The sequence below is a fragment of the Clostridium sp. CS1-1 genome (assembly GCF_056135525.1).
On record NZ_CM148680.1, the window covers coordinates 4,722,151 to 4,742,359 of the forward strand.

Here is a 20,209-nt window from a genome sequence, read left to right on the forward strand (position 1 = left end):
ACAAATAATTATTCCTAAATGCTTACTTTTACATTATACAGCATATTTTTTGTACAAAATAGTCTATAGTAATTTATATAGATAATATAATATTAGCATTCTAAGCATCAACGCAGCTTTACAATCTTTCAAATTCAATAAAAATTGTTATTTACCCATTACTTACAAGACACAACAAAAAAGATTAGCATATTTTCTTTTATATACCAATCTTTTTTGCAAGTCAATCTTTTTAATATTTTTCACTTCGTTGCCAATTAAGAATCTACAATATCTTTATATGCATGTATACACTTAATGTTTGCCAAGTCTGTGAGATCATAACCATCATAATTATTTAAGAATTCTAGTAGAGAAGTTTTAGTTATCTTTTGTCTTCCTAACTTCATAGTTTTTATAATGCCTGCATTTATTAGACTATATACACTGTTCCTGTTTACCCCTAATATATTAGAAACTTCCTTAACTGTATAGACTATTTTCACTTCTGTAATGATCTCCTTCTCTTTACACATATATGAGTCCTCCCTTTCAATAAGTTTTTTTACTAATACTGGTTGTATTATTTATTTTTATAACATTTTCCAACATAGCCACTGGTTTTATATTCATTAAAACAATTATAATCGTAGTACTCTATAACCTTATTTATTCTTCTTAAAAATGCCTTCCAAGTTTCAGGAGATTCAATTTGAACCTTTAAGTATTGCGAAAGCAAATCTATGTTGGATATGATATAGACTTTTGTAAAACATGCTACTTTATTAGCATATCGACAAGGAAGTTCAAGAGGATAGCCATCTAAATAATTTAGCATATCTTGAATTTTAAAATTTGAGCAAAATTCTTCAAAAACAATTACATCTTGTCCCTTGTATGAATCGAAACCACCACAAATATAATTTGTAACGCGATATACATTTTCAAAACCATATTTATTCATTATCATGTATGTTTTTCCTGTACCTGCCTTTCCCCAAATGTAAGTAACTTCGAGGTCTCTAAATATACTTTTATATTGATTTTGACGAAAAGTTTGTCTTACCTTTTCTAATGCATCAATCTGTAAAATGTAATTAGGATTTTCTTCAATTATTTCATAATCTGACATTCCTTCCTTTATCATATCGTAAAGGTCAATAATATCATTTCGGGCACCTTGTCTTTCAAGCGGCATTTCCCCATGCTCTTCTTGCGTATCAGGTAATTTTGTTACACCTTTATCCTTTTCAAATTTTCCGATCTTAAAAACATAATCTCTATTTTGCTCAGATGTACCTCGTGCCATTTCTATATGTGCTTGTGGAAATCTATTTTTAATTGTACTGAATCGTACTGAAGAGGAACAAGCAATAAATATATGTGTATGGTGTGTTTTCTCTTTAGTGCCTATTTCATCGCTTAAGCAATAATAAATGCATGATTTGATTTTTTGCAATTCTTCCTTAATTTTGTCATGAGTAAAATCCTTCTCTAGTGGATTGTTAATGGTTATTTGCCATTTTCTTGATTGTGAATCTTTGGAAATAAAATCACCCTCTTCGTTTGCGACTTTAGTGTCGCAGTTACTTAAACTATTATATTATTTATGTTTAGCAATCTTTGCGACAGATGTTGCATAGGGTAATACTAACCTATGCAATTCCATAATTATATTTTCAACGCTAACGCGTTCTATTACACTGGCAGTACCTTTCACTTCGTACGGCACTGCCAATGTAATATTTTATTGTCTTAACACTCCTTCTTTGATTACTCTTTGCAACTTCTCCATATTTGAAATTGTGGGTACTTGAATTGCAGTAAGATTTGTACCATTTGTAAGCATATATCCTGTACCTTGCGTTCTATTTGCAAGCATCTCTGACTTAAATTCATGAAATAACATGTTTTTTGATTCTTCACTTAAATTACCTAATCCAACTACTAGATTGAAGTTATCACGTGCAGAGTTAAAATATGCTGCATCTGCTCTTTGTTGGCTTATAATTATATGCACGTTGAAAGAGCGTCCTAACATTAGGAGATTTGAAAGTTTCTTTTTTTCTTCTTCAGTTATCTTCTTATCAAGGCTATTACAATAACTTGCCCATTCATCGAAAAAAAGAACAACCATACTTTTACTTTTTTCTTCTCCCTGTTGTCTTTTCTGGAAACGCTCATAGAATTCTTGTAAACTCTTTGAGCAATCCGTGAATCTACTAAAACGCGAACAGCCTTGTAAAAATGAGAAGTCATCATCCCCCTTAAAGTCACATATATAAATTTGAGAGTCTGGCACATGCAGTGCGATTTTTCCTAAAAGCAATTTTGTAAAATATGTTTTTCCGCTTCCTGTTGCTCCAATAATTATCATATGAGCAGCCCTTGAGGGAACCCATTTAATGCTTTCTGAAATTCCTAAAGAAAGATATCTTTGATTGAATAATATATCTATCTCCATTTGCTAAAAATCTCTATCGCGACTATCAATATTTTGTGATTGTTGATGTTGCACTCTTGCATGAGCCCTTTCGGTTAATAAATTGCAATACTTTTCGCTAGCCCACGCTATATCAATTTGGACAAAAGTACCATTGTCACGGATTTCATCAATAATCAGAATGGGATATGCTGTACCGTTGTGGATATAACTAGTTTGTGTGATGCCAGCAAACTCATGAGAAGATAGTTTTTGGTTAAAACGTAGTTGTAGAGTCTCCTTGATATTTTCAGGGTTGATTTCTCCTCTTTTTACTACTAAAAATTGGCACATACTGACATTACCTTTTGTTATAGTTTTGATAGGTGCTTCAAGTTCACTTAACCTTTCAGGTCTAATCAAGTTAAGAATTTCAGCATTATCAGATAAAGTTGAATATAAGCACTGTCTGACTGTATTATAGTTACTTTCGCATAGTGCCTTTTCTAAACTTTGTTCAGCTACCATATCCTGAATAAATATATTTTCCCTTTCCTCCTGTTTTCTCTTTTTTCTATCTTTCCACCATACATAAATGCTTACATACCCTCCAACAATTATGAGAACTGATTCAAACCTCTCATTGATAAAATAAAACACTTGCATTGCGATAGAATAGGTTATTGCTATAACTGATATTGCCGTTAAACACATACCTATAGCGTAAAAAGCAAGCATTAAATATTTTTTATCGGTATACAGTATTTTGAGTTTTTCAGTTAACTTTTTCATTATGATATCACCTCAATTCCTGTAGCACTTGCAGTAAATGCATATTCACCTCTTTTGTCCTTATAGAACTTTCCCTCGAACCCTTTAATTTTTGCTTTAACTGCACCACCCTTTGCTTCTAATTCTTCATTTGTAATTACTGGTTGAGCTTGTTCAATTTTTATATTGAATTGCTCGTATTTATTTGATGGGCAAACACAACTGTAAGAAAATCCAATAGTCTTATCAGTTTGTTTTCCTTCATAGAATTCTTTTACAACTCTAACTCCAGTAATCAATAGCGTATCACTATTAGCCACCTGTGCTAATGTTATTTTGATTTTGGATATGTTTATCATTTTAAATCTCCTCCTTTAATTTTTTTTGTTTTAGTTGTTGTTAAAAACTTCAATTTAATTACCACCCCCAATTAAGTTAGCTAACTGTTTTTTGATTCGTTCGAACTACCTTAATTCTATATCTTAAAATATCAATTGTAATTGCCTTAAAACATCTTAAATAAACTCTGTTTCATTGACTTCATAAAACAGTTATGCTATAATTAACTATTTTACTAATTGGAGGGAACTATGAAACCTAAGAATAAAAATCCTTTAGATACCATTGTGGAAGCTCCATTTTCAGAAAGATTGAAATATTTTATGAGATTAAGAAAGTTAACTGCTAAAGATATTGGGATAAAATCAGAAAACGAATTAGGTGGAGAAAATATTCAAAGATTAGTATATAAACATATTAATGGTGAAATTATTAATCCAGAAGAGCAAACCATAATTAGATACGCTGAACTACTAGGCATACCCCCAGAGCATCTAAAGTATGATTTAGGAAAACGTTATAGGTTACTATCTAAAATTCAGCATCAATTAGATAATGAACCAAGTACATATAACTTTCTAGATAGTTATGGTGACTTTTGCTTGTATGGAAAATATAGCTTTGACAAAGTTGAATTAGAAGAAAAAACAGAACTTAATTCTATTAATATTGCATTTGAAGAGTTAGTTAATGGAGAGGATATATATGATAGTTCCGAACTAGATGGAGAGTCAAAAAATAACTCTAATGAAGAGATATTAGATAAAAACATTTTAGGAAAATTTGAAAGCATGCGATTACTTGACTGTTATAAAATTGTAAGATACTTTGATACTTATATTAAAGTTCATAATGATGCTTGGCTATTACTTTGTAATTTTACAGCATTAAATTTTAATGGCAAGAAAAAATTAAAAGGATTTATTGCCCAATTTAAAACTAGCATAGAACTTCAATTGAAAAATTTAGGAAATATATCTAAATTTACCGAGTTGCGTGATAAAAGTGAAGAGTCTATAATAAAGTCACTAAATACAGAAATAAGCAAAATAGATAGCCAAAATGCAGATAATAAAATGCGTATCATGCTTTGGGAAGAGTTATCAGATAAAATTAATAAGGAGTCATTACATGATGCTGAAAGATTCTGTAAACAAATGGACTCTATCATAACTATGGATTTTGATGACTGGAATATTTTGATTGCATATTTTTTATTAACTGATACATTCTTATATATACCTTCTGAAAAGCAAGAAATGCTATTAATTATCTCTGAACAACTAGCGAAAGATGATAAATACCTAAACGATACTCATTTACTTATTAACAAATAAGCTAACATAAAATAAAACACACTTAAAAGCTATTTATTTTCAAGTGTGTTTTTTATTCTCAAAATAGTTCGTCTACAAGCTCAGCAACTTGATTATGCATTGTATCCGTTACATGAGTATAATATCTTAAAGTAATCTCTAACTCACCATGCCCAAGTCGTTCCTGTACGTATTTAGGATTAACTCCTTTTTCAGCTAGCATAGTTGAATGAGTATGTCTAAGATTGTGGAAATTAAAATCTATTCCTAAATCATCTTTACTAATTCTAGATAGTACCTTTTGGCTATCATTAGTAAGCATTTGTCCATTTCCTTTAATATTGATAAAATCATCTACAACTATTAACTTATGAACCTTTCCACGCCTTTCCATGATGGTGTTTATTTTATATCCCAATCCATAATTTGCTTTGTCATTTTCATATTGAGTTTTTAAATCCCTTAAACGTTCAACTAAGTTTTTATTTAGTTTAATTGTCCTTACTGCATTTACCGTTTTAGGATGAACAAAACTCCATATTTTTTCTTGATATTGTAATTGCTTATCTATCCTAATAGTCTCCTTATCCCAATCAATATTAGAGAATCTCAATGCAAAACATTCTCCTACTCTAACCCCCAAATTAATTCCTAAAATGAAAGCTGTTAATAAATTTGTACTTTTAAATCTTTCCCCCATTTTAGTAAGTTCTTCCTTAGAATATGTTTTAATATCGCCATAAGCTCTATAGCTCTTAGGAGGATGAACATTAGCCATAGGGGAATTTTTAAGATATTTTTTTGAAACAGCATAGTTAAATAGCACAAGACAAAAGTTGTAGATAGAACGAACATATTCATCACTAAGGGTTTTACGCTTAGAATTAATAAATTCTTGGATGTTTTTTTCGGATATCTGAAATAGATATCTTGGTGCAAAGTCTTCAAAGTGATTGTTATATAATGATTTATAACGAACAATAGTTGCAAATTTTCTTGTGTTAGGTGCTTCATTTTCTATGAACTCATTATATACTTCTTGAAAAGTAATCTTTTTATTTTCTACAAAGCTTCCAGTTTTATTGTACTCACAAACAGCTTCTGAGAGTGCTGCATTAACCTCTTTTTCTGTTTTAAATCCGCTACGTTCTATCTGTTTTCTTTTACCATCAATTTTTCCTAAATCAATTCGATATGACCAAGTTGCTCCTTTTTTTCTAACACTGCCTTTCAATATTTCACCAGCTTTCAAAATTATTAATCTCATTGTATCATTTGAAGATTTATTGTCAAATCTCTTCCCACACATATAAGATGAGAAAACAGGCTATAAACGGCTATATTTATGGATTTTCACAAACTTGTGGGAATTGTATAAAAATAACTTCGTTTCTATAATGTTTTCCCACACATTTCCCACTAAACCTTAGAATATGGCAAAATATAAAAAAATATAGAAAAATACAATTTTTAAAATCAGTTTCATGAACAAAGGCTATAAACCTTGATATTCAATGATTACTGATAATAAAAATTGTATTTTTACATATCAATTTTTATTAAATTTTATTTAAAATATCTATTTAATAATCCTTTAAATGCTGCTCCATGTCTTGCTTCATCTTTACACATTTCATGTACTGTATCATGAATTGCATCATAGTTTAATTTCTTAGCTAAAGTAGCTAAATCTTTCTTTCCTTGGCAAGCTCCATGTTCTGCCGCTACTCTCATTTCTAAGTTTTTCTTTGTATCTGCTGCAACTACTTCTCCTAGTAACTCAGCAAATTTTGCAGCATGCTCAGCCTCTTCAAAAGCTATTCTCTTATAAGCCTCTGCTACCTCTGGGAAACCTTCTCTATCCGCTTGTCTGCTCATTGCTAAATACATTCCCACTTCTGTACATTCGCCCATGAAATTAGCTTTTAACCCATCTATCACAGCTGGATCTATATCTTTTGCTACACCTATTTTATGTTCATCAGCCCAAGCCATTTGCTCTTCTGATTTTTCAATAAACTTATCACTTGAAACTCCACATTGTGGACACTTCTCTGGTGCTGCCTCTCCCTCATATATATATCCACATACTGTACAAACAAATTTTTTCATTTTAATATCCTCCCATCAAATCCGTTATCTATATATTTATTTACCTGACATTTATTATTATATAGTATAAATTATTAATATTCAAGTACTTTTTATGTTTTTTGGTAAATTTTATTTAAACTGCTAAAATAGAATCCATCTATCATTATATTTCTTAGCCTATGTAATTATGATAATACTTTACTAATATAGACTTATCATAATGTAAAAAGACCCTAGATAAAGCATAGCTTGTACCTTAATATTTACCCATGACTGTAATATAAAAGTTTATGGTAGTATTCATAATTAATCTTTTATGTAATTATCATACATATATAGACTTTTAATATACTTAAGTAATTTCTACTAAAAATCTTAGTATAAAAACCAATAAAAAAAGCACTAATTTTTACACTTAGTACTTTTAATAGTAATAACCTACATATTATGGTAATTATATATTTGTATCTATTCCTTACACATTAACTTTATTATCTTCGCTAATTACCTCAACTTTTCCATCATTTATATCATTTTTAGTATCATCATATAAACTCTTATATAAATCCATTAAATTCATATGCTTAGCTTCTTTAGAGTTGTAACCGCCAATTTTGAAAGCAAACTGTACCGAAAAACCAATACAGCTAGCAGTTATTAGAGTTCCCACTCCAACAGGACCTCCTAGTATATATCCAATAATCAAAACTGCTCCCTCTATAGCTCCTCTGATCATCCAAACTGGTTTATTCACTCTTCTTACTAAACCTTCCATCAATCCATCTCTAGGGCCCGCTCCTAAGTTTACTCTTAAATAAAAATACGTTGCCCATCCTATTATAAAAATTCCAATCAACAACATAAAGATTTGCCCTAATGCATCATCTGGTGTTTTAAAAACTTTAAACTTTTCTATAATATCTATAAATAACCCTATAAATATCATATTGAATACACTTCCAAGTCCTGGTGTTACCCCGATAAAATACGACGCAAGTAAAATAAAGAAGCCAGTTATTTCTGAAACTTGCCCTAGTGTAAGCGAAGAATGATTTACTATTCCCATATGAAATACATCCCAAGGGCTCATTCCAAGTTTTGAATATAAAGTAAATAATATACCTACAGAATATAATAGTAAACCAAACATCAAAGATGGCATTTTCTTAAGTAAGTCGATTAAGATAAATTTCGTTTTACAACTCATACTTTCCTTTATTCCTCCTTTATTAATAAAAATATCTGTATATAAATTTTATCACTATAATATTGCAATTTCCAACAATACATCATTAAGGAATCTTTATTATAAATCCATTTGCATATTAGATAGTAATTAAAATAACTTATAATGAACTAGACTATCAAAAGTAATGATAGGCTAAAGCATTTAGGTGTTTTTAAAATTTAAAGTTAAGTTAACAATACCTTAAAGTATTTTTAAATCCAATAATATAAAATATACTTAAAGGGAGGTCGGTATATGAATATATCAACTTTCTGGGATTAATGAAAATATCATTCAATAGAGAAAAATATAAGAAATAAAAAATAGAATTATAGGAAGGTGTTAAAATTGAAAAATCTCAATATATGTGTTGATATTGATGGAACAATTACTGATCCATACTTTTGGCTCAATCTAGTTAATGAATACTTTAGAAAAAATGTAGCTATTGATAATGTAACAGAGTATGAAATCCATAAGGTCATGGGTATAACTAGTGAGGAATATGAAGATTTTTATAACAATAATAAATTTAAACTACATAATAATAATATTAAGTTAAGAGAAAATGCTAAAAATATATTAAAAGAATTAATAAAGACAAATAATATATATTTTGTTACTGCAAGAGATGAAGATTTAAAGCCTCTGACCTATTCTTACCTAAATGGACATGATATTCCTTATAACGATGTTTTTATTTTAGGAACTCACTATAAGGTAGATACAGCTAAAAAACTTAAGTGTGATGTCTTTATAGAAGATTCCTATAAAAATGCACTACAGTTATCTGAAAGTGGTTTCAAAGTATTACTTTTAGACACTAATTATAATAGAAAGCCTTTAAATAGCAATATAATTAGAGTTTATAATTGGAATGAAATATATAAAATAATAAAGGAGATACCATTATATAAGAAAGTAATATAATAGTATCTCCTTTAATCTTTTTAATAATATTAATCTTTTATTAATTTACATTTGCCTTATAAAATCAATTGTTCTATTCTACAGTAACTGATTTCGCTAAATTTCTTGGCTTATCTACATCACAGCCTTTTTGAATAGCCATATAGTATGATAATAGCTGTAGCGGAATAACTGAAACTACCGGTGCAAGTATATCGTGAGTCTTTGGTATATATAATGCTGAGTCTACAGTTTTTTCTATTTCTGTATGACCTTCAAAAGCAAGCCCTAAAACATTGGCTCCTCTTGTTTTAACCTCTTTGATATTACTTACCATCTTATCAAATAAGCTTTCTTGTGTTGCTCCTGCTATTACTATTGTTCCTTTTTCTATTAAAGCTATAGGACCATGCTTTAATTCTCCACCAGCATAAGCTTCAGAGTGAATATATGATATTTCCTTAAGCTTTAATGAACCTTCCATAGCTACTGCATAATCAAGACCTCTGCCTAAGAAGAACATGTCTCTATGCATATAAGTTCTTGAAGCAAACTTTTGAATTACTTCTTTGTGTTTTAATACTTCTTCTGCTTTTTCTGGTAGCTTTAACATTTCAGTTTTTATTTCTTCTATTGCTTCTTCACTTATTGTTTTCTTGTTTTGAGCAAAGAACAATGCAATTATATACATAGCTATAAGCTGTGTTACATACGCTTTAGTTGAAGCTACCGCAATTTCTGGCCCTGCCCAAGTATATAATATATCGTCAGCTTCTCTTGATACTGAGCTTCCTACAACGTTAGTTACGGCAATTACTCTAGCACCGCGACCTTTTGCTTCTCTAAGTGCTGCTAAGGTATCTGCTGTCTCTCCTGATTGGCTTACTACTATCATTAAAGTTCTTTCATTTATTATTGGATCTCTATATCTAAACTCAGAAGCTACCTCTATCTCTACAGGTATTCTTGCAAGCTTTTCTATAACATATTTACCTACAACACCTGCATGATAAGCAGTTCCACAAGCCACTATATATATTTTATCTATATTTTCTATCTGTTCTTTTGTTATAGTTATATCATCAAGTGTTATTGGTTTTCCTGGCATAATTCTTGATGTCATAGTATCCTTTATAGCTTTTGGTTGCTCATGGATTTCCTTTATCATAAAATGCTCAAATCCACCTTTTTCAGCAGCGTCAGCGTTCCAAGTTACGTGGTATATATCTCTCTTTATTTCATCTTTGTCTTCAGTTAAGAGTTTAACTCCATCATTGGTTAAAACAACAAATTCTTTGTCATTTAGAAGATAAATATCTCTCGTATGGTTTAATATAGCAGGTATATCTGAAGCTATGAAATACTCGTCTTTTCCTAACCCAACTATTAGTGGACTATCCTTTCTTACTGCTACAACCTTATTTGGCTCTTTTGCGGATACTACTCCTATAGCATAACTACCTTCCATTTTAGAAACAGCCTTCATTACTGCATCTACTAGGTCACCATTGTAAAAATAATCAACTAAATGAGGTATAACCTCTGTATCTGTTTCCGAACTAAACTTATAGCCCTTTGATATTAACCACTCTCTTAAATGAATATAATTTTCTATTATTCCATTATGAACAACACTAATTGTCTCATCTTCGTTGCTATGAGGATGAGAATTTAAATCTGACGGCTCTCCATGTGTAGCCCATCTTGTGTGTCCAATTCCTATTGTTCCTTTTAAAGGTTCATTTTTCAACTTTTCCTCTAGATTCGCAAGTCTGCCTTTGCATTTTGAAACATTTATTTGTTCTCCATTAACAATTGCAACACCTGCTGAATCATATCCTCTATATTCAAGTTTACTTAAGCCTTCTATTAAAATAGGTGAAGCTTGTCTTTTTCCAATATAACCAACTATTCCGCACATATTAAATCTTCCTTTCTTTTTTTAATAATAAAATTTCTTATAAAGGTTTTAACACCAGATTGATATTGTGCCGAAAATCACTTTTCGATTTTATCAACCGCTAACGGTAGTGCGATACCGTGGGGCACCCGCCGAAGAATCGATACTCCCCATCCTCGTCAACTTAAGTGACAGCCCAAATCTCCGATTTGGTTGTTGGAACTTACTCAGGCGTCAGCCTGAGTTTCCTTTTAAAAAGAAATCTTTGATTTAGTTAATCGAACTTACTCAGACGTCAGCCTGAGTTTCCTTTTTAAAAAACCTTATTTAGATAGTCGAATTCACACAAACGTGTAAGTGACGTTGTCTACTTAAGTCCTGGCGCTTTTAAATTTTTATACATAGTAAATGATAGTTTATATTCTTTATCTACCTCCTTTTCATTACTAAACTTATTTTATATGATACAAGCCATCAATATATTATATTTTCATTTATGTATTTTGGTCAATATATTTTCAAAAAAATTAACAATATAATTTTATAAAATATTTTTCATTACGTATTTATTGGAATTAACAATAAAAATCGTTACTCTACAACCGTAAAGCAACGATTTTTCAGAAATAAAATCTATATATTAGCTTTATTCTCTATTAGTTGTGCTAAACTATGAGCCATTCCATCTAGTTCGCTTTGAACTTCTCCCTCTAGCATTACCCTAACCAACGGTTCTGTTCCTGAAGGTCTTATTAGAACTCGTCCACGACCATTTAACTTTTCTTCAATTTTCTTTATTTCATTCACTATTTCTTCATCTTCATTGTGTATATTTTTCTTATTATTTGGCACCTTTGCATTAACTAAGATCTGTGGAAGTTCGTGCATCATTGAAGCTAATTCAGATAAAGCTTTTCCACTCTTCTTAACTATAGCTGATAACTGAAGACCTGTTATAAGTCCATCTCCTGTTGTATTGTAATCAAGCATTATTATATGGCCTGACTGTTCTCCACCCAACTTATAACCTTCCTTTACCATCTCTTCAAGTACATATCTATCTCCTACTTTTGTTTTTATTGTGCTTATATCTTCTTTGTTTAAGGCAATATCTAATCCAAGATTACTCATTACAGTTACTACTACTACATTTTTATCTAGTTTTCCTTCCTCCTTTAGATATTTACCCATAATAGCCATCAAAAAGTCCCCATTTATTAAATTTCCTTTTTCATCGACTGCTAAACATCTATCGGCATCACCATCAAACGCTAGGCCTAAATCGCAACCTTTTTTAACTACATAATCCATTAATTCTTCTGGATGAGTCGATCCACAATTTTTATTTATGTTAACTCCATCAGGATCATTATTTATAACATAAACCTCTGCACCTAGTTCCTTAAACGCTTTGACAGCAGTTATATATGCTGCTCCATTTGCACAATCTAGTGCGACTTTTATTCCCTTTAAATCAATATCAATAGTCGATTTTGCAAACTCAACATAGTCTCCAACTGCTTCTCCTGCTTCTTCTATTTTTCTGCCTATTTCACTTCCAGTTGGAAGTGAAACACCATCAAAGTTACTCTCTATTACGCTTTGTATTTTATCTTCTAATTCATCAGATAACTTATATCCTTGGCTATCAAAAAACTTTATTCCATTATACTCTACTGGGTTATGTGATGCCGATATAACAACACCTGCATCAGCTCCATATTTTCTAGTTAAATAAGATACAGCAGGAGTTGGAACAATTCCTACGCACACTGCCTCTGCTCCTACTGAAAGTATTCCTGAAACTAATGCACTCTCAAGCATGTCTCCTGATATTCTTGTATCCATACCTACAAGTATTTTAGGCTTATGCGTTCCTTCTGTTAATACATATGCCCCAGCTCTTCCTAACTTATATGCTAATTCTGCAGTTAATTCCTTATTTGCTATACCCCTAACTCCATCAGTTCCAAACATTCTATGCATAATGATACCTCTCTTTTTTAAATAAAATTAAACAACTTATTATTACTATATGTACACTAAGCTGAAATTGTCAGCAAGACAAATTTCTGATTTTATACTAACTATACTACAATATTATATTACAATTTACATATAGTAACAATAGGATTCGATTAGCTCACAGTTAGCTTGAGATAACATATTATCAATAATAGAAAAAGGTGTCTCATTTTAATTCATGAGACACCCTCTAAATATTATACTATACTATTTTGCGAATTCAATTCCCTTTTCGATAGCCTTTTTGTTTGATTCAAAGAACTTCTCTTTTCCGTGAGCTTTTAAAGAATTCAATAATTCTTCAATTGTAACTATTCCTGTTTTCTTAACTAATGCTCCTAGAAGAACCATATTAGCTATAGTTTTACTTCCTATTTCTTGAGCTATAGTTTGAGCTGGAATTGCTATAACAGTTACATCTGTTCTTTCAGGCATTCTATCTACTAAATCTGAATCTATTATAATAAGTCCGCCTGGTGCTACCATATCTTCGAACTTATCTAAAGAAGGTCTATTCATTACAACTATACTGTCAGCCTTTGTAACTATAGGTGATCCTATAGCTGCATCAGTTAGTATAACTGAACAGTTTGCTGTACCTCCTCTCATTTCTGGACCATATGATGGTAACCATGAAACGTTTAAATTAGCATCCATTCCTGCATAAGCAAGAAATTTACCCATTGATAATATACCTTGTCCGCCGAATCCAGCGAAAACTATCTGTTGTGATGCCATTTATTTTACCTCCTCAGTTATATCCTTCTTAATGCCAAGAGGATAATATGGAATCATGTTATCTTTTAACCATTGCATTGATTCTTTAGGTGTTAGTCCCCAGTTAGTTGGGCATATTGATAATACCTCTATCATTGAGAAACCTTTGCCATCTAACTGATTTTGGAAAGCTTTCTTTATAGCCTTTTTAGCTTTTAATATATTTGGAACTGTATCAACAGAAACCCTTTCTACATAGCAAGCGCCATCTAAAGTAGAAATCATTTCAGAAACTCTTATTGGGTGTCCTTCTGTCTTTACATTTCTTCCATATGGTGAAGTTTCAGTAACTTGACCTGGTAATGTAGTTGGAGCCATTTGTCCACCAGTCATTCCATATATACAGTTGTTTACAAATATAGAAGTGATGTTTTCTCCTCTAGCAGCTGCGTGAACTATTTCAGCAGTACCTATAGCTGCAAGATCTCCATCTCCTTGATATGTAAATACTACTTTATCAGGATTTGTTCTTTTTATACCTGTACCAACAGCTGGTGCTCTTCCGTGTGCAGCTTGGAACATATCACATGCAAAATAGTTATATGCTAAAACTGAACATCCAACTGGTGCTACTCCTATACTTTTATCTAGTATTCCAAGCTCTTCCATAACTTCTCCGATTAGCTTGTGAATTACTCCGTGAGTACATCCTGGGCAATAATGCGTAGGAACATCTAATAATGCTTTTGTGTTTTCGTATACTATTGCCATTATTTTGCACCTCCTACTATAGTTTTAACTTTATCTAAAATGTCTGTTGGCTCTGGAATCATACCACCAGATCTTCCGTAGAAGTCAACTGGTTTTCTTCCATTTGAAGCTAATCTTACATCTTCAACCATCTGTCCACAGCTCATTTCTACTGATAAATAGCCATGCTTAGTTTTGTCCACTGTTTTTTCAAAAGCTTCAACTGGGAAAGGCCATAAAGTTATAGGTCTTACTAATCCTAATTTTATTCCTTCTGCTGCAGCCATTTTAATTACATTCTTACATATTCTTGATGTAGTTCCATATGCAACTAATATTAAGTCACACTCAGAATCACAATTGAATAATTCATATTTAACTTCATTGTTCTTTATAGCAGTATACTTCTCTTGAAGATGAATGTTGTGGCCTTCTAAATCTTCTGCTTGTAGATATAGAGAGTTTATAATATTATGTTGTTTTCTATCTCCTAATCCATTAGCAGCCCAAGTTTTTTCAGGAAGCTCTTTAGCTGTTCTTTCCTTAAACTCAACAGGCTCCATCATTTGACCTAGCATACCATCTCCCATTACCATACAAGGAGTTCTATACATATCAGCTACATCAAAAGCATCTTGTATTAAGTCAACCATTTCTTGTATTGAAGCTGGAGCATATACAGGCATATTGAAGTCTCCGTGTGCTCCTCCCTTTGTAGCTTGGAAATAGTCTGATTGAGCTGGTTGGATACTTCCAAGACCAGGGCCTCCTCTAACTATGTTTATGATAACGCAAGGTAGTTCTGCTCCTGCAATATATGATATACCTTCCGCTTTTAAGCTTATTCCTGGTGAACTTGATGAAGTCATAACTCTAACTCCAGTTCCAGCTGCACCATAAACCATATTTATAGCAGAAACTTCACTTTCAGCTTGGATAAATGTTCCTCCTAATTTAGGCATCTTTTTTGCCATATAAGCAGCAACTTCTGTTTGTGGGGTAATAGGATAACCAAAGAATGCTCTACAATTAGCTCTAATAGCTGCTTCTCCAATGGCTTCATTACCCTTCATTAATACTTTCTCTCCCATTAAAGATCCCTCCTTTTTATTTCTGAACTGTTATTACACTATCAGGACATATTCTTGCGCATGATGCACATGATATACATTGATCCATCTTTTCATCTGTAACAGTCGCTGGATGATATCCTTTAACATTTAGCTTGTCTGCAAAGCTTATTATTTTCTTAGGACATACTTCTAAACAGTGTCCACAACCTTTGCATCTTTCTTCTCTAAAAGTCACCTTTTGCATTAAAATTCCCTCCCTAAGTTTGGTAATTTGAAATTTTTTTTGACAATTATCTTAAAGTACTTTTAGTTCTAGACCATAAAACGTCTTGAGCTTTTCAACTCTATTTATATAAATTTTATTTCTAGCACATTATTGAAACTTTATGATATCACTTTTAGTTATCTCCAAGGCGGTTTCATATAAATATCTATAGGTAATAGTTCACCTTTAATCTTGCCTTGAACTTCTTCTACTAAATCTCTTCTACATACTGTATATGAGTGTGGTAAATTCAGCTCTTCTGATAACTTAGCTACTTCTTTATCTCCTCTTATTACATCATCAGATGTAGTTTCATAAGACATATTTGTATTAGAGACTAAATGAGTTACTTTCAACCTTGAAACCCATTCGATAGTCCTAATATATTCTTCTGTATTTTTGCTGTTAGAAGTCAATGGTCTGTTATTGTTTACTACAAAATACATATCATAAGGCTCTTCTCTAAAGTATCCATTATATTGTCCAAGTACTACAGCCCCTTGATCGTCTCCGCCTATATCCATAACTACTTCATAACTTTTATCATTAAATACTGCTAAAACCTCTGCTGGGACTACTGCTAATTCTACATTAGAAAGACTAGGGTCTGATGCTATCACTCTTACACCATTCTCTTCGAGATGTTTTCTTATATCTCTAGAACAAAAATAAGGGTTAACTATGTCGATATCAACGATTGCAACTTTTTTACCTTCTTTTGCAAGTTTTAGTGCATAGTTTATAGATATCTCAGTCTTTCCACTTCCAAAATGTCCTGTAAAAATTCTAATTCTACTCATCATATCACCTCGTCTACAAAGGACAATAAATTTTACATCAAAGCATCGGTAAACGTATTCATCACTGTCATATGAAAACTTTCACACAACTTAAATATAATTTTAAAGCCTGCTTTTGTGTTGATTAATAAATCATAAACATAAATTGAAATATGACTTTTTTATGTTAAAAACTTTAGTTTATGAATTATTTCTAACCACAAGAACATTATACCATAACTTCTTTAACATTTCTAATTCATTTTTTGCCAAATTTCTATTAATATTTATGATATATGGTCAAATACTCTTAATTCTTACGTTTATTTAATTTTAATTTAACATATTTCATAAAATTTAGAAATCTATTTAGTTTTACTTAGCGTAAAATTTAGCAAAACTAATTTTACGCTAAGTATATGTTATTTCCTGTGACTATTTGTATTCTTTTGCTTTTTCTTCACCTTTTAGCACTCTAAGAGCGCCTTCTGCTAACGCTAAAAGCTCATCTTCTCCTGGATATATAACAACCGGTCCTATGAATGATATTTTTTCCTTAAGTGCTTCTGTAACAGCTTTACTATAAGCTATTCCACCTGTTAGAATCATAGCATCTACTTTTCCTGATAATACAGCAGCACATTTACCTATTTCCTTAGCTATTTGGAATACAAATGCATCAAAAATTAATTTATATTTTTCATCTCCACTTAAAGCCTTTTCTTCAACCACTCTAAAGTCATTTGTGTCAAGGTAAGCTACTGTTCCACCTTTACCATTAATCTTTTTCTTTATTTCTTCAATTGTATACTTACCACTGTAACAAAGCTTAACTAAATCTCCTACAGGTACTCCTCCTGATCTCTCAGGTGAGAATGGGCCTTCTCCATCTAAGGCATTGTTTACATCAACAACATTTCCACTCTTGTGAGCTCCAACAGATACACCACCACCCATGTGTGTAACTATTAGATTTAAGCTGTCATAAGGTTTATTGCTTTCTTTAGCATATCTTTTTGCTACTGCTTTTTGATTTAATGCATGAAATATACTCTTTCTTTCTATTTCTGGCATACCTGATATTCTTGCAACTTCGTCCAATTCATCAACAACAACAGGGTCAACAATGAAAGCAGGTATATTTAAAGATGTTCCTATTTCATTAGCTATTATTCCACCTAGATTTGATGCGTGCTGTCCCTGAACTCCAACTTTTAAATCTTCAAGCATAGCATCATTTACAGCATAAGTACCACTTACTATTGATTTTAATAATCCACCTCTACCTACTACTGCATTTAATGTATTTATATCAAAATTCTTTTCTTCTAAAACTTTTAATATGACATCTTTTCTAAATTGAAATTGATCAAAAATAGTAGCGTACTTTCCTATTTCATCTGAAGAGTGTCTTAAAGTTTCTTCTAGAATTTGCTTTTCATCTTCATATACACCAATCTTAGTTGAAGTTGAGCCTGGATTTATTATTAATAATTTAAATGACATTAATTTTTCCTCCCTTAAACCTTTGTAAAATTTCAAAATATATTATGTAATTATTTTATAAAACTACTTGTTCTTACCTAACTGATTAGCAACTAAAGCTGCCAAAGCAATGGCATTCATTTTTGTCTCATGACTATCGCTTCTAGAAGTAAGTACAACTGGTGCTGATGTTCCTACTAATAATGCACCACTCTTACATTTAGTTGTATATGTTAATGTTTTATACATTATATTTCCTGATTCTATGTTCGGCATTAATAATATATCTGCCTTTCCTGCAACTGGTCCTGTAACGCCTTTGTGCTCAGCAGCTTCTTCTGATAATGCATTATCTAATGCTAGTGGTCCATCAATAATACATCCCTTTATTTGTCCTCTATCATTCATTTTTGAAAGGATTGAGGCATCAATAGTTGCTGGCATATTAGGGTTTACTACTTCTACTGCACATACAGGTGCAACTTTTGGCTTCTCAATTCCTAGTGAATGAGCAACAGTTACTGAATTTTTCACAATATCAATTTTGTCCTTAAGTTCTGGGTACATATTAAATGCAGCATCTGTTATTAATATTAATCTATCATAACCTGGTATCTCAAAAACACCTACGTGTGACATAAGCATTCCAGTTCTTAAACCAACTTCTTTATTTAACACAGCTCTTAAGAAGTTTGCAGTGTCAATAAGACCTTTCATCAGCATATCTGCTTTACCAGTTGAAACTAGCTCAACAGCTTTAACAGCTGCTTTCCTTGAATCTGCTTCTTCAATTATTTCAAACTTGCTTAAATCCATTCCTATTTCAGCTGCAATTTCAGATATCTTTACCTTATCTCCAACTAATACAGCATCTGCAATTCCTTTTTCTTTTGCATCCATTACTGCTTCTAAAACTGGTTTGTCTTGTGCCACAGCTACTGCAATCTTTTTTGTCTCTAAGCTTTGTACTTTTTGTAAAACTTCTTGAAAATTCTTAATCATTTATACACACCTCTTGTTCATAAATTTTTGCTTTTTCTTCGCCTTTTAATACTCTTAATGCACCTTTCATTAATGCCAGCATTTCATCTTCACCTGGAACTAATTTTACTGGAGCTATAAAACTTATCATTTCTTCAATTATATCTGTAAGTTTCTTGTTATAGGCCATACCTCCAGTTAGTATTATCGCATCAATTTTTCCACTTAATACTGTAGCCATAGCTCCAATCTCTTTTGAAATTTGATACGCCATAGCCTTTAGAATAATTTCAGCCTTTTTATCGCCAGCTTCTATTCTTCTATTTACTTCTCTTCCATCATTAGTTCCTAAATACCCAGTAAGCCCACCTTCTCCAACTATCTTTTTCTTAAGCCCACCATAAGTATATTTCCCACTAAAGGCTAGTTTAATTAAATCACCACATGGAAGACCTCCAGTTCTTTCTGGTGAAAATGGGCCTTCCTCATTAGCATTGTTTGCGTCGAGTATTCTTCCATCTTTAACAGGCGATATTGAAATTCCTCCGCCTAAATGTGCCACAACAAAAGAACTATTACTAAAGTCTTTATTTAAATCAGCACATACTCTTCTCGTAACAGCCTTAATATTTAGCGCATGAACAAGTGAACGTCTTGGAATTTCTGGAATTCCAGATATCCTTGCTTCATCCACTATTTCGTCTACAGCTACAGGATCTACTATAAATGCTGGTAAGTTAGCCTTCTTGGCTATGTTATCTGCTATAATTCCCCCTAGATTCGAAGCATGCTCTGCTTGGTATCCTATTTTTAAATCTTCAAGCATCTTTTCTGTAACTTTATAAGTCCCACCTGGCATAGGTCTTAAAAGTCCTCCCCTACCTACAATGGCTGATAAATCTTCAACGTTAACTCTCTGTTTTTGGAGCCAATTTAGTATAACTTCAGCACGCATTTCCCTTTGCTCATATATACTATTATATTTTTTTAGTTCTTCCGTGCTATGTGTTAAGTTATCCGTAGCTATACACTGCTCACCTTTAAATAACGATAATTTTGTCGAAGTTGAACCTGGATTAATTGCAAGTATAAAGTAATGCTTGTACATAAGCGTACCTCCATGTAATCGATTTATTCCCCACCTATATTTTAGCAGAAATATGCTCAAAATTTATT

20 protein-coding genes are annotated in these 20,209 nt (G+C 31.7%); 2 read left to right on the plus strand and 18 right to left on the minus strand.

Features of this window, described 5'->3' with window-relative positions; translation table 11 throughout:
• Positions 1–257 precede the first annotated feature (257 nt).
• The 5 genes from AC0N0V_RS22270 to AC0N0V_RS22290 form a co-directional block, all read right to left on the minus strand.
• Positions 258–515, minus strand: a complete 258-nt coding sequence (locus tag AC0N0V_RS22270) for a helix-turn-helix domain-containing protein (protein ID WP_474461092.1) — start codon at positions 513–515, stop codon at positions 258–260.
• Between the two features lie 47 nt (positions 516–562).
• On the minus strand, positions 563–1,528 hold the full coding sequence (locus AC0N0V_RS22275; RefSeq protein ID WP_474464617.1) for a hypothetical protein: 966 nt from the start codon (positions 1,526–1,528) through the stop codon (positions 563–565).
• Between the two features lie 198 nt (positions 1,529–1,726).
• The gene (locus AC0N0V_RS22280; protein ID WP_474461093.1) at positions 1,727–2,443 is read right to left on the minus strand and encodes an FtsK/SpoIIIE domain-containing protein; all 717 of its coding nucleotides are present in this window, start codon (positions 2,441–2,443) and stop codon (positions 1,727–1,729) included.
• Positions 2,444–2,446: 3 nt separating this feature from the next.
• Positions 2,447–3,193, minus strand: a complete 747-nt coding sequence (locus tag AC0N0V_RS22285) for a hypothetical protein (RefSeq protein WP_474461094.1) — start codon at positions 3,191–3,193, stop codon at positions 2,447–2,449.
• On the minus strand, positions 3,193–3,531 hold the full coding sequence (locus AC0N0V_RS22290) for a hypothetical protein (protein ID WP_474461095.1): 339 nt from the start codon (positions 3,529–3,531) through the stop codon (positions 3,193–3,195). The genes AC0N0V_RS22285 and AC0N0V_RS22290 overlap by 1 nt, the downstream gene beginning before the upstream one ends.
• A 231-nt stretch (positions 3,532–3,762) precedes the next feature.
• On the opposite strand from AC0N0V_RS22290, the gene AC0N0V_RS22295 reads away from it, so the two are divergent.
• Positions 3,763–4,848 (plus strand): hypothetical protein, encoded by a 1,086-nt coding sequence (locus AC0N0V_RS22295; protein ID WP_474461096.1) that lies wholly within the window; start codon positions 3,763–3,765, stop codon positions 4,846–4,848.
• 58 nt (positions 4,849–4,906) lie between these two features.
• Here the strand turns inward: AC0N0V_RS22295 and AC0N0V_RS22300 are convergent, their stop codons facing one another.
• The 3 genes from AC0N0V_RS22300 to AC0N0V_RS22310 all read right to left on the minus strand — a co-directional run bounded on the left by AC0N0V_RS22300 (position 4,907) and on the right by AC0N0V_RS22310 (position 8,128).
• Positions 4,907–6,094, minus strand: coding sequence for a site-specific integrase (locus AC0N0V_RS22300; RefSeq protein WP_474461097.1), 1,188 nt, complete (start codon positions 6,092–6,094; stop codon positions 4,907–4,909).
• A gap of 299 nt (positions 6,095–6,393) precedes the next feature.
• Positions 6,394–6,939, minus strand: coding sequence for an NADH peroxidase (locus AC0N0V_RS22305; RefSeq protein WP_474461098.1), 546 nt, complete (start codon positions 6,937–6,939; stop codon positions 6,394–6,396).
• 457 nt (positions 6,940–7,396) lie between these two features.
• Positions 7,397–8,128: a YczE/YyaS/YitT family protein gene (locus AC0N0V_RS22310; RefSeq protein WP_474461100.1), complete on the minus strand. Its 732-nt coding sequence runs from the start codon at positions 8,126–8,128 to the stop codon at positions 7,397–7,399.
• 369 nt (positions 8,129–8,497) lie between these two features.
• On the opposite strand from AC0N0V_RS22310, the gene AC0N0V_RS22315 reads away from it, so the two are divergent.
• A complete protein-coding gene (locus tag AC0N0V_RS22315) occupies positions 8,498–9,079 on the plus strand; it encodes a 5' nucleotidase, NT5C type (RefSeq protein ID WP_474461101.1) in 582 nt (193 codons plus the stop codon).
• Between the two features lie 73 nt (positions 9,080–9,152).
• On the opposite strand, the gene glmS is transcribed toward AC0N0V_RS22315, so the two are convergent.
• From glmS to buk (AC0N0V_RS22365), 10 genes are all read right to left on the minus strand, one after another.
• Complete coding sequence (gene glmS, locus AC0N0V_RS22320) at positions 9,153–10,979, minus strand: glutamine--fructose-6-phosphate transaminase (isomerizing) (protein ID WP_474461102.1); 1,827 nt, start codon at positions 10,977–10,979, stop codon at positions 9,153–9,155.
• A gap of 612 nt (positions 10,980–11,591) precedes the next feature.
• A complete protein-coding gene (glmM, locus tag AC0N0V_RS22325; RefSeq protein ID WP_474461103.1) occupies positions 11,592–12,944 on the minus strand; it encodes a phosphoglucosamine mutase in 1,353 nt (450 codons plus the stop codon).
• Between the two features lie 246 nt (positions 12,945–13,190).
• Positions 13,191–13,721, minus strand: coding sequence for a 2-oxoacid:acceptor oxidoreductase family protein (locus AC0N0V_RS22330; RefSeq protein WP_474461104.1), 531 nt, complete (start codon positions 13,719–13,721; stop codon positions 13,191–13,193).
• Positions 13,722–14,471, minus strand: coding sequence for a thiamine pyrophosphate-dependent enzyme (locus tag AC0N0V_RS22335; RefSeq protein ID WP_474461105.1), 750 nt, complete (start codon positions 14,469–14,471; stop codon positions 13,722–13,724). It abuts the gene before it with no gap.
• Complete coding sequence (locus tag AC0N0V_RS22340; RefSeq protein ID WP_474461106.1) at positions 14,471–15,541, minus strand: 3-methyl-2-oxobutanoate dehydrogenase subunit VorB; 1,071 nt, start codon at positions 15,539–15,541, stop codon at positions 14,471–14,473. The genes AC0N0V_RS22335 and AC0N0V_RS22340 overlap by 1 nt, the downstream gene beginning before the upstream one ends.
• Before the next feature lie 16 nt (positions 15,542–15,557).
• Positions 15,558–15,767, minus strand: coding sequence for a 4Fe-4S dicluster domain-containing protein (locus AC0N0V_RS22345; protein ID WP_474461107.1), 210 nt, complete (start codon positions 15,765–15,767; stop codon positions 15,558–15,560).
• 158 nt (positions 15,768–15,925) lie between these two features.
• Positions 15,926–16,588 (minus strand): ParA family protein, encoded by a 663-nt coding sequence (locus AC0N0V_RS22350; RefSeq protein ID WP_474461109.1) that lies wholly within the window; start codon positions 16,586–16,588, stop codon positions 15,926–15,928.
• Between the two features lie 414 nt (positions 16,589–17,002).
• A complete protein-coding gene (gene buk, locus AC0N0V_RS22355) occupies positions 17,003–18,073 on the minus strand; it encodes a butyrate kinase (protein WP_474461110.1) in 1,071 nt (356 codons plus the stop codon).
• Between the two features lie 63 nt (positions 18,074–18,136).
• Positions 18,137–19,054 (minus strand): phosphate butyryltransferase, encoded by a 918-nt coding sequence (gene ptb / locus AC0N0V_RS22360; RefSeq protein WP_474461111.1) that lies wholly within the window; start codon positions 19,052–19,054, stop codon positions 18,137–18,139.
• Entirely contained in the window at positions 19,047–20,141 is a 1,095-nt protein-coding gene (gene buk, locus AC0N0V_RS22365; RefSeq protein ID WP_474461112.1) for a butyrate kinase, read from the minus strand. Before buk (AC0N0V_RS22365) ends, ptb begins: the two co-directional genes overlap by 8 nt.
• Between the last annotated feature and the right edge of the window lie 68 nt (positions 20,142–20,209).

Bases quoted from the DNA above. Each gene is read 5' to 3' on its own strand.
- AC0N0V_RS22270 (WP_474461092.1), bottom strand. From the start codon at position 515: ATGTGTAAAGAGAAGGAGATCATTACAGAAGTGAAAATAGTCTATACA.
- AC0N0V_RS22280 (WP_474461093.1), bottom strand. From the start codon at position 2,443: ATGGAGATAGATATATTATTCAATCAAAGATATCTTTCTTTAGGAATT.
- AC0N0V_RS22285 (WP_474461094.1), bottom strand. From the start codon at position 3,193: ATGAAAAAGTTAACTGAAAAACTCAAAATACTGTATACCGATAAAAAA.
- AC0N0V_RS22290 (WP_474461095.1), bottom strand. From the start codon at position 3,531: ATGATAAACATATCCAAAATCAAAATAACATTAGCACAGGTGGCTAAT.
- AC0N0V_RS22295 (WP_474461096.1), top strand. From the start codon at position 3,763: ATGAAACCTAAGAATAAAAATCCTTTAGATACCATTGTGGAAGCTCCA.
- AC0N0V_RS22300 (WP_474461097.1), bottom strand. From the start codon at position 6,094: ATGAGATTAATAATTTTGAAAGCTGGTGAAATATTGAAAGGCAGTGTT.
- AC0N0V_RS22305 (WP_474461098.1), bottom strand. From the start codon at position 6,939: ATGAAAAAATTTGTTTGTACAGTATGTGGATATATATATGAGGGAGAG.
- AC0N0V_RS22310 (WP_474461100.1), bottom strand. From the start codon at position 8,128: ATGAGTTGTAAAACGAAATTTATCTTAATCGACTTACTTAAGAAAATG.
- glmS (WP_474461102.1), bottom strand. From the start codon at position 10,979: ATGTGCGGAATAGTTGGTTATATTGGAAAAAGACAAGCTTCACCTATT.
- glmM (WP_474461103.1), bottom strand. From the start codon at position 12,944: ATGCATAGAATGTTTGGAACTGATGGAGTTAGGGGTATAGCAAATAAG.
- AC0N0V_RS22330 (WP_474461104.1), bottom strand. From the start codon at position 13,721: ATGGCATCACAACAGATAGTTTTCGCTGGATTCGGCGGACAAGGTATA.
- AC0N0V_RS22335 (WP_474461105.1), bottom strand. From the start codon at position 14,471: ATGGCAATAGTATACGAAAACACAAAAGCATTATTAGATGTTCCTACG.
- AC0N0V_RS22340 (WP_474461106.1), bottom strand. From the start codon at position 15,541: ATGGGAGAGAAAGTATTAATGAAGGGTAATGAAGCCATTGGAGAAGCA.
- AC0N0V_RS22345 (WP_474461107.1), bottom strand. From the start codon at position 15,767: ATGCAAAAGGTGACTTTTAGAGAAGAAAGATGCAAAGGTTGTGGACAC.
- AC0N0V_RS22350 (WP_474461109.1), bottom strand. From the start codon at position 16,588: ATGAGTAGAATTAGAATTTTTACAGGACATTTTGGAAGTGGAAAGACT.
- buk (WP_474461110.1), bottom strand. From the start codon at position 18,073: ATGTCATTTAAATTATTAATAATAAATCCAGGCTCAACTTCAACTAAG.
- ptb (WP_474461111.1), bottom strand. From the start codon at position 19,054: ATGATTAAGAATTTTCAAGAAGTTTTACAAAAAGTACAAAGCTTAGAG.
- buk (WP_474461112.1), bottom strand. From the start codon at position 20,141: ATGTACAAGCATTACTTTATACTTGCAATTAATCCAGGTTCAACTTCG.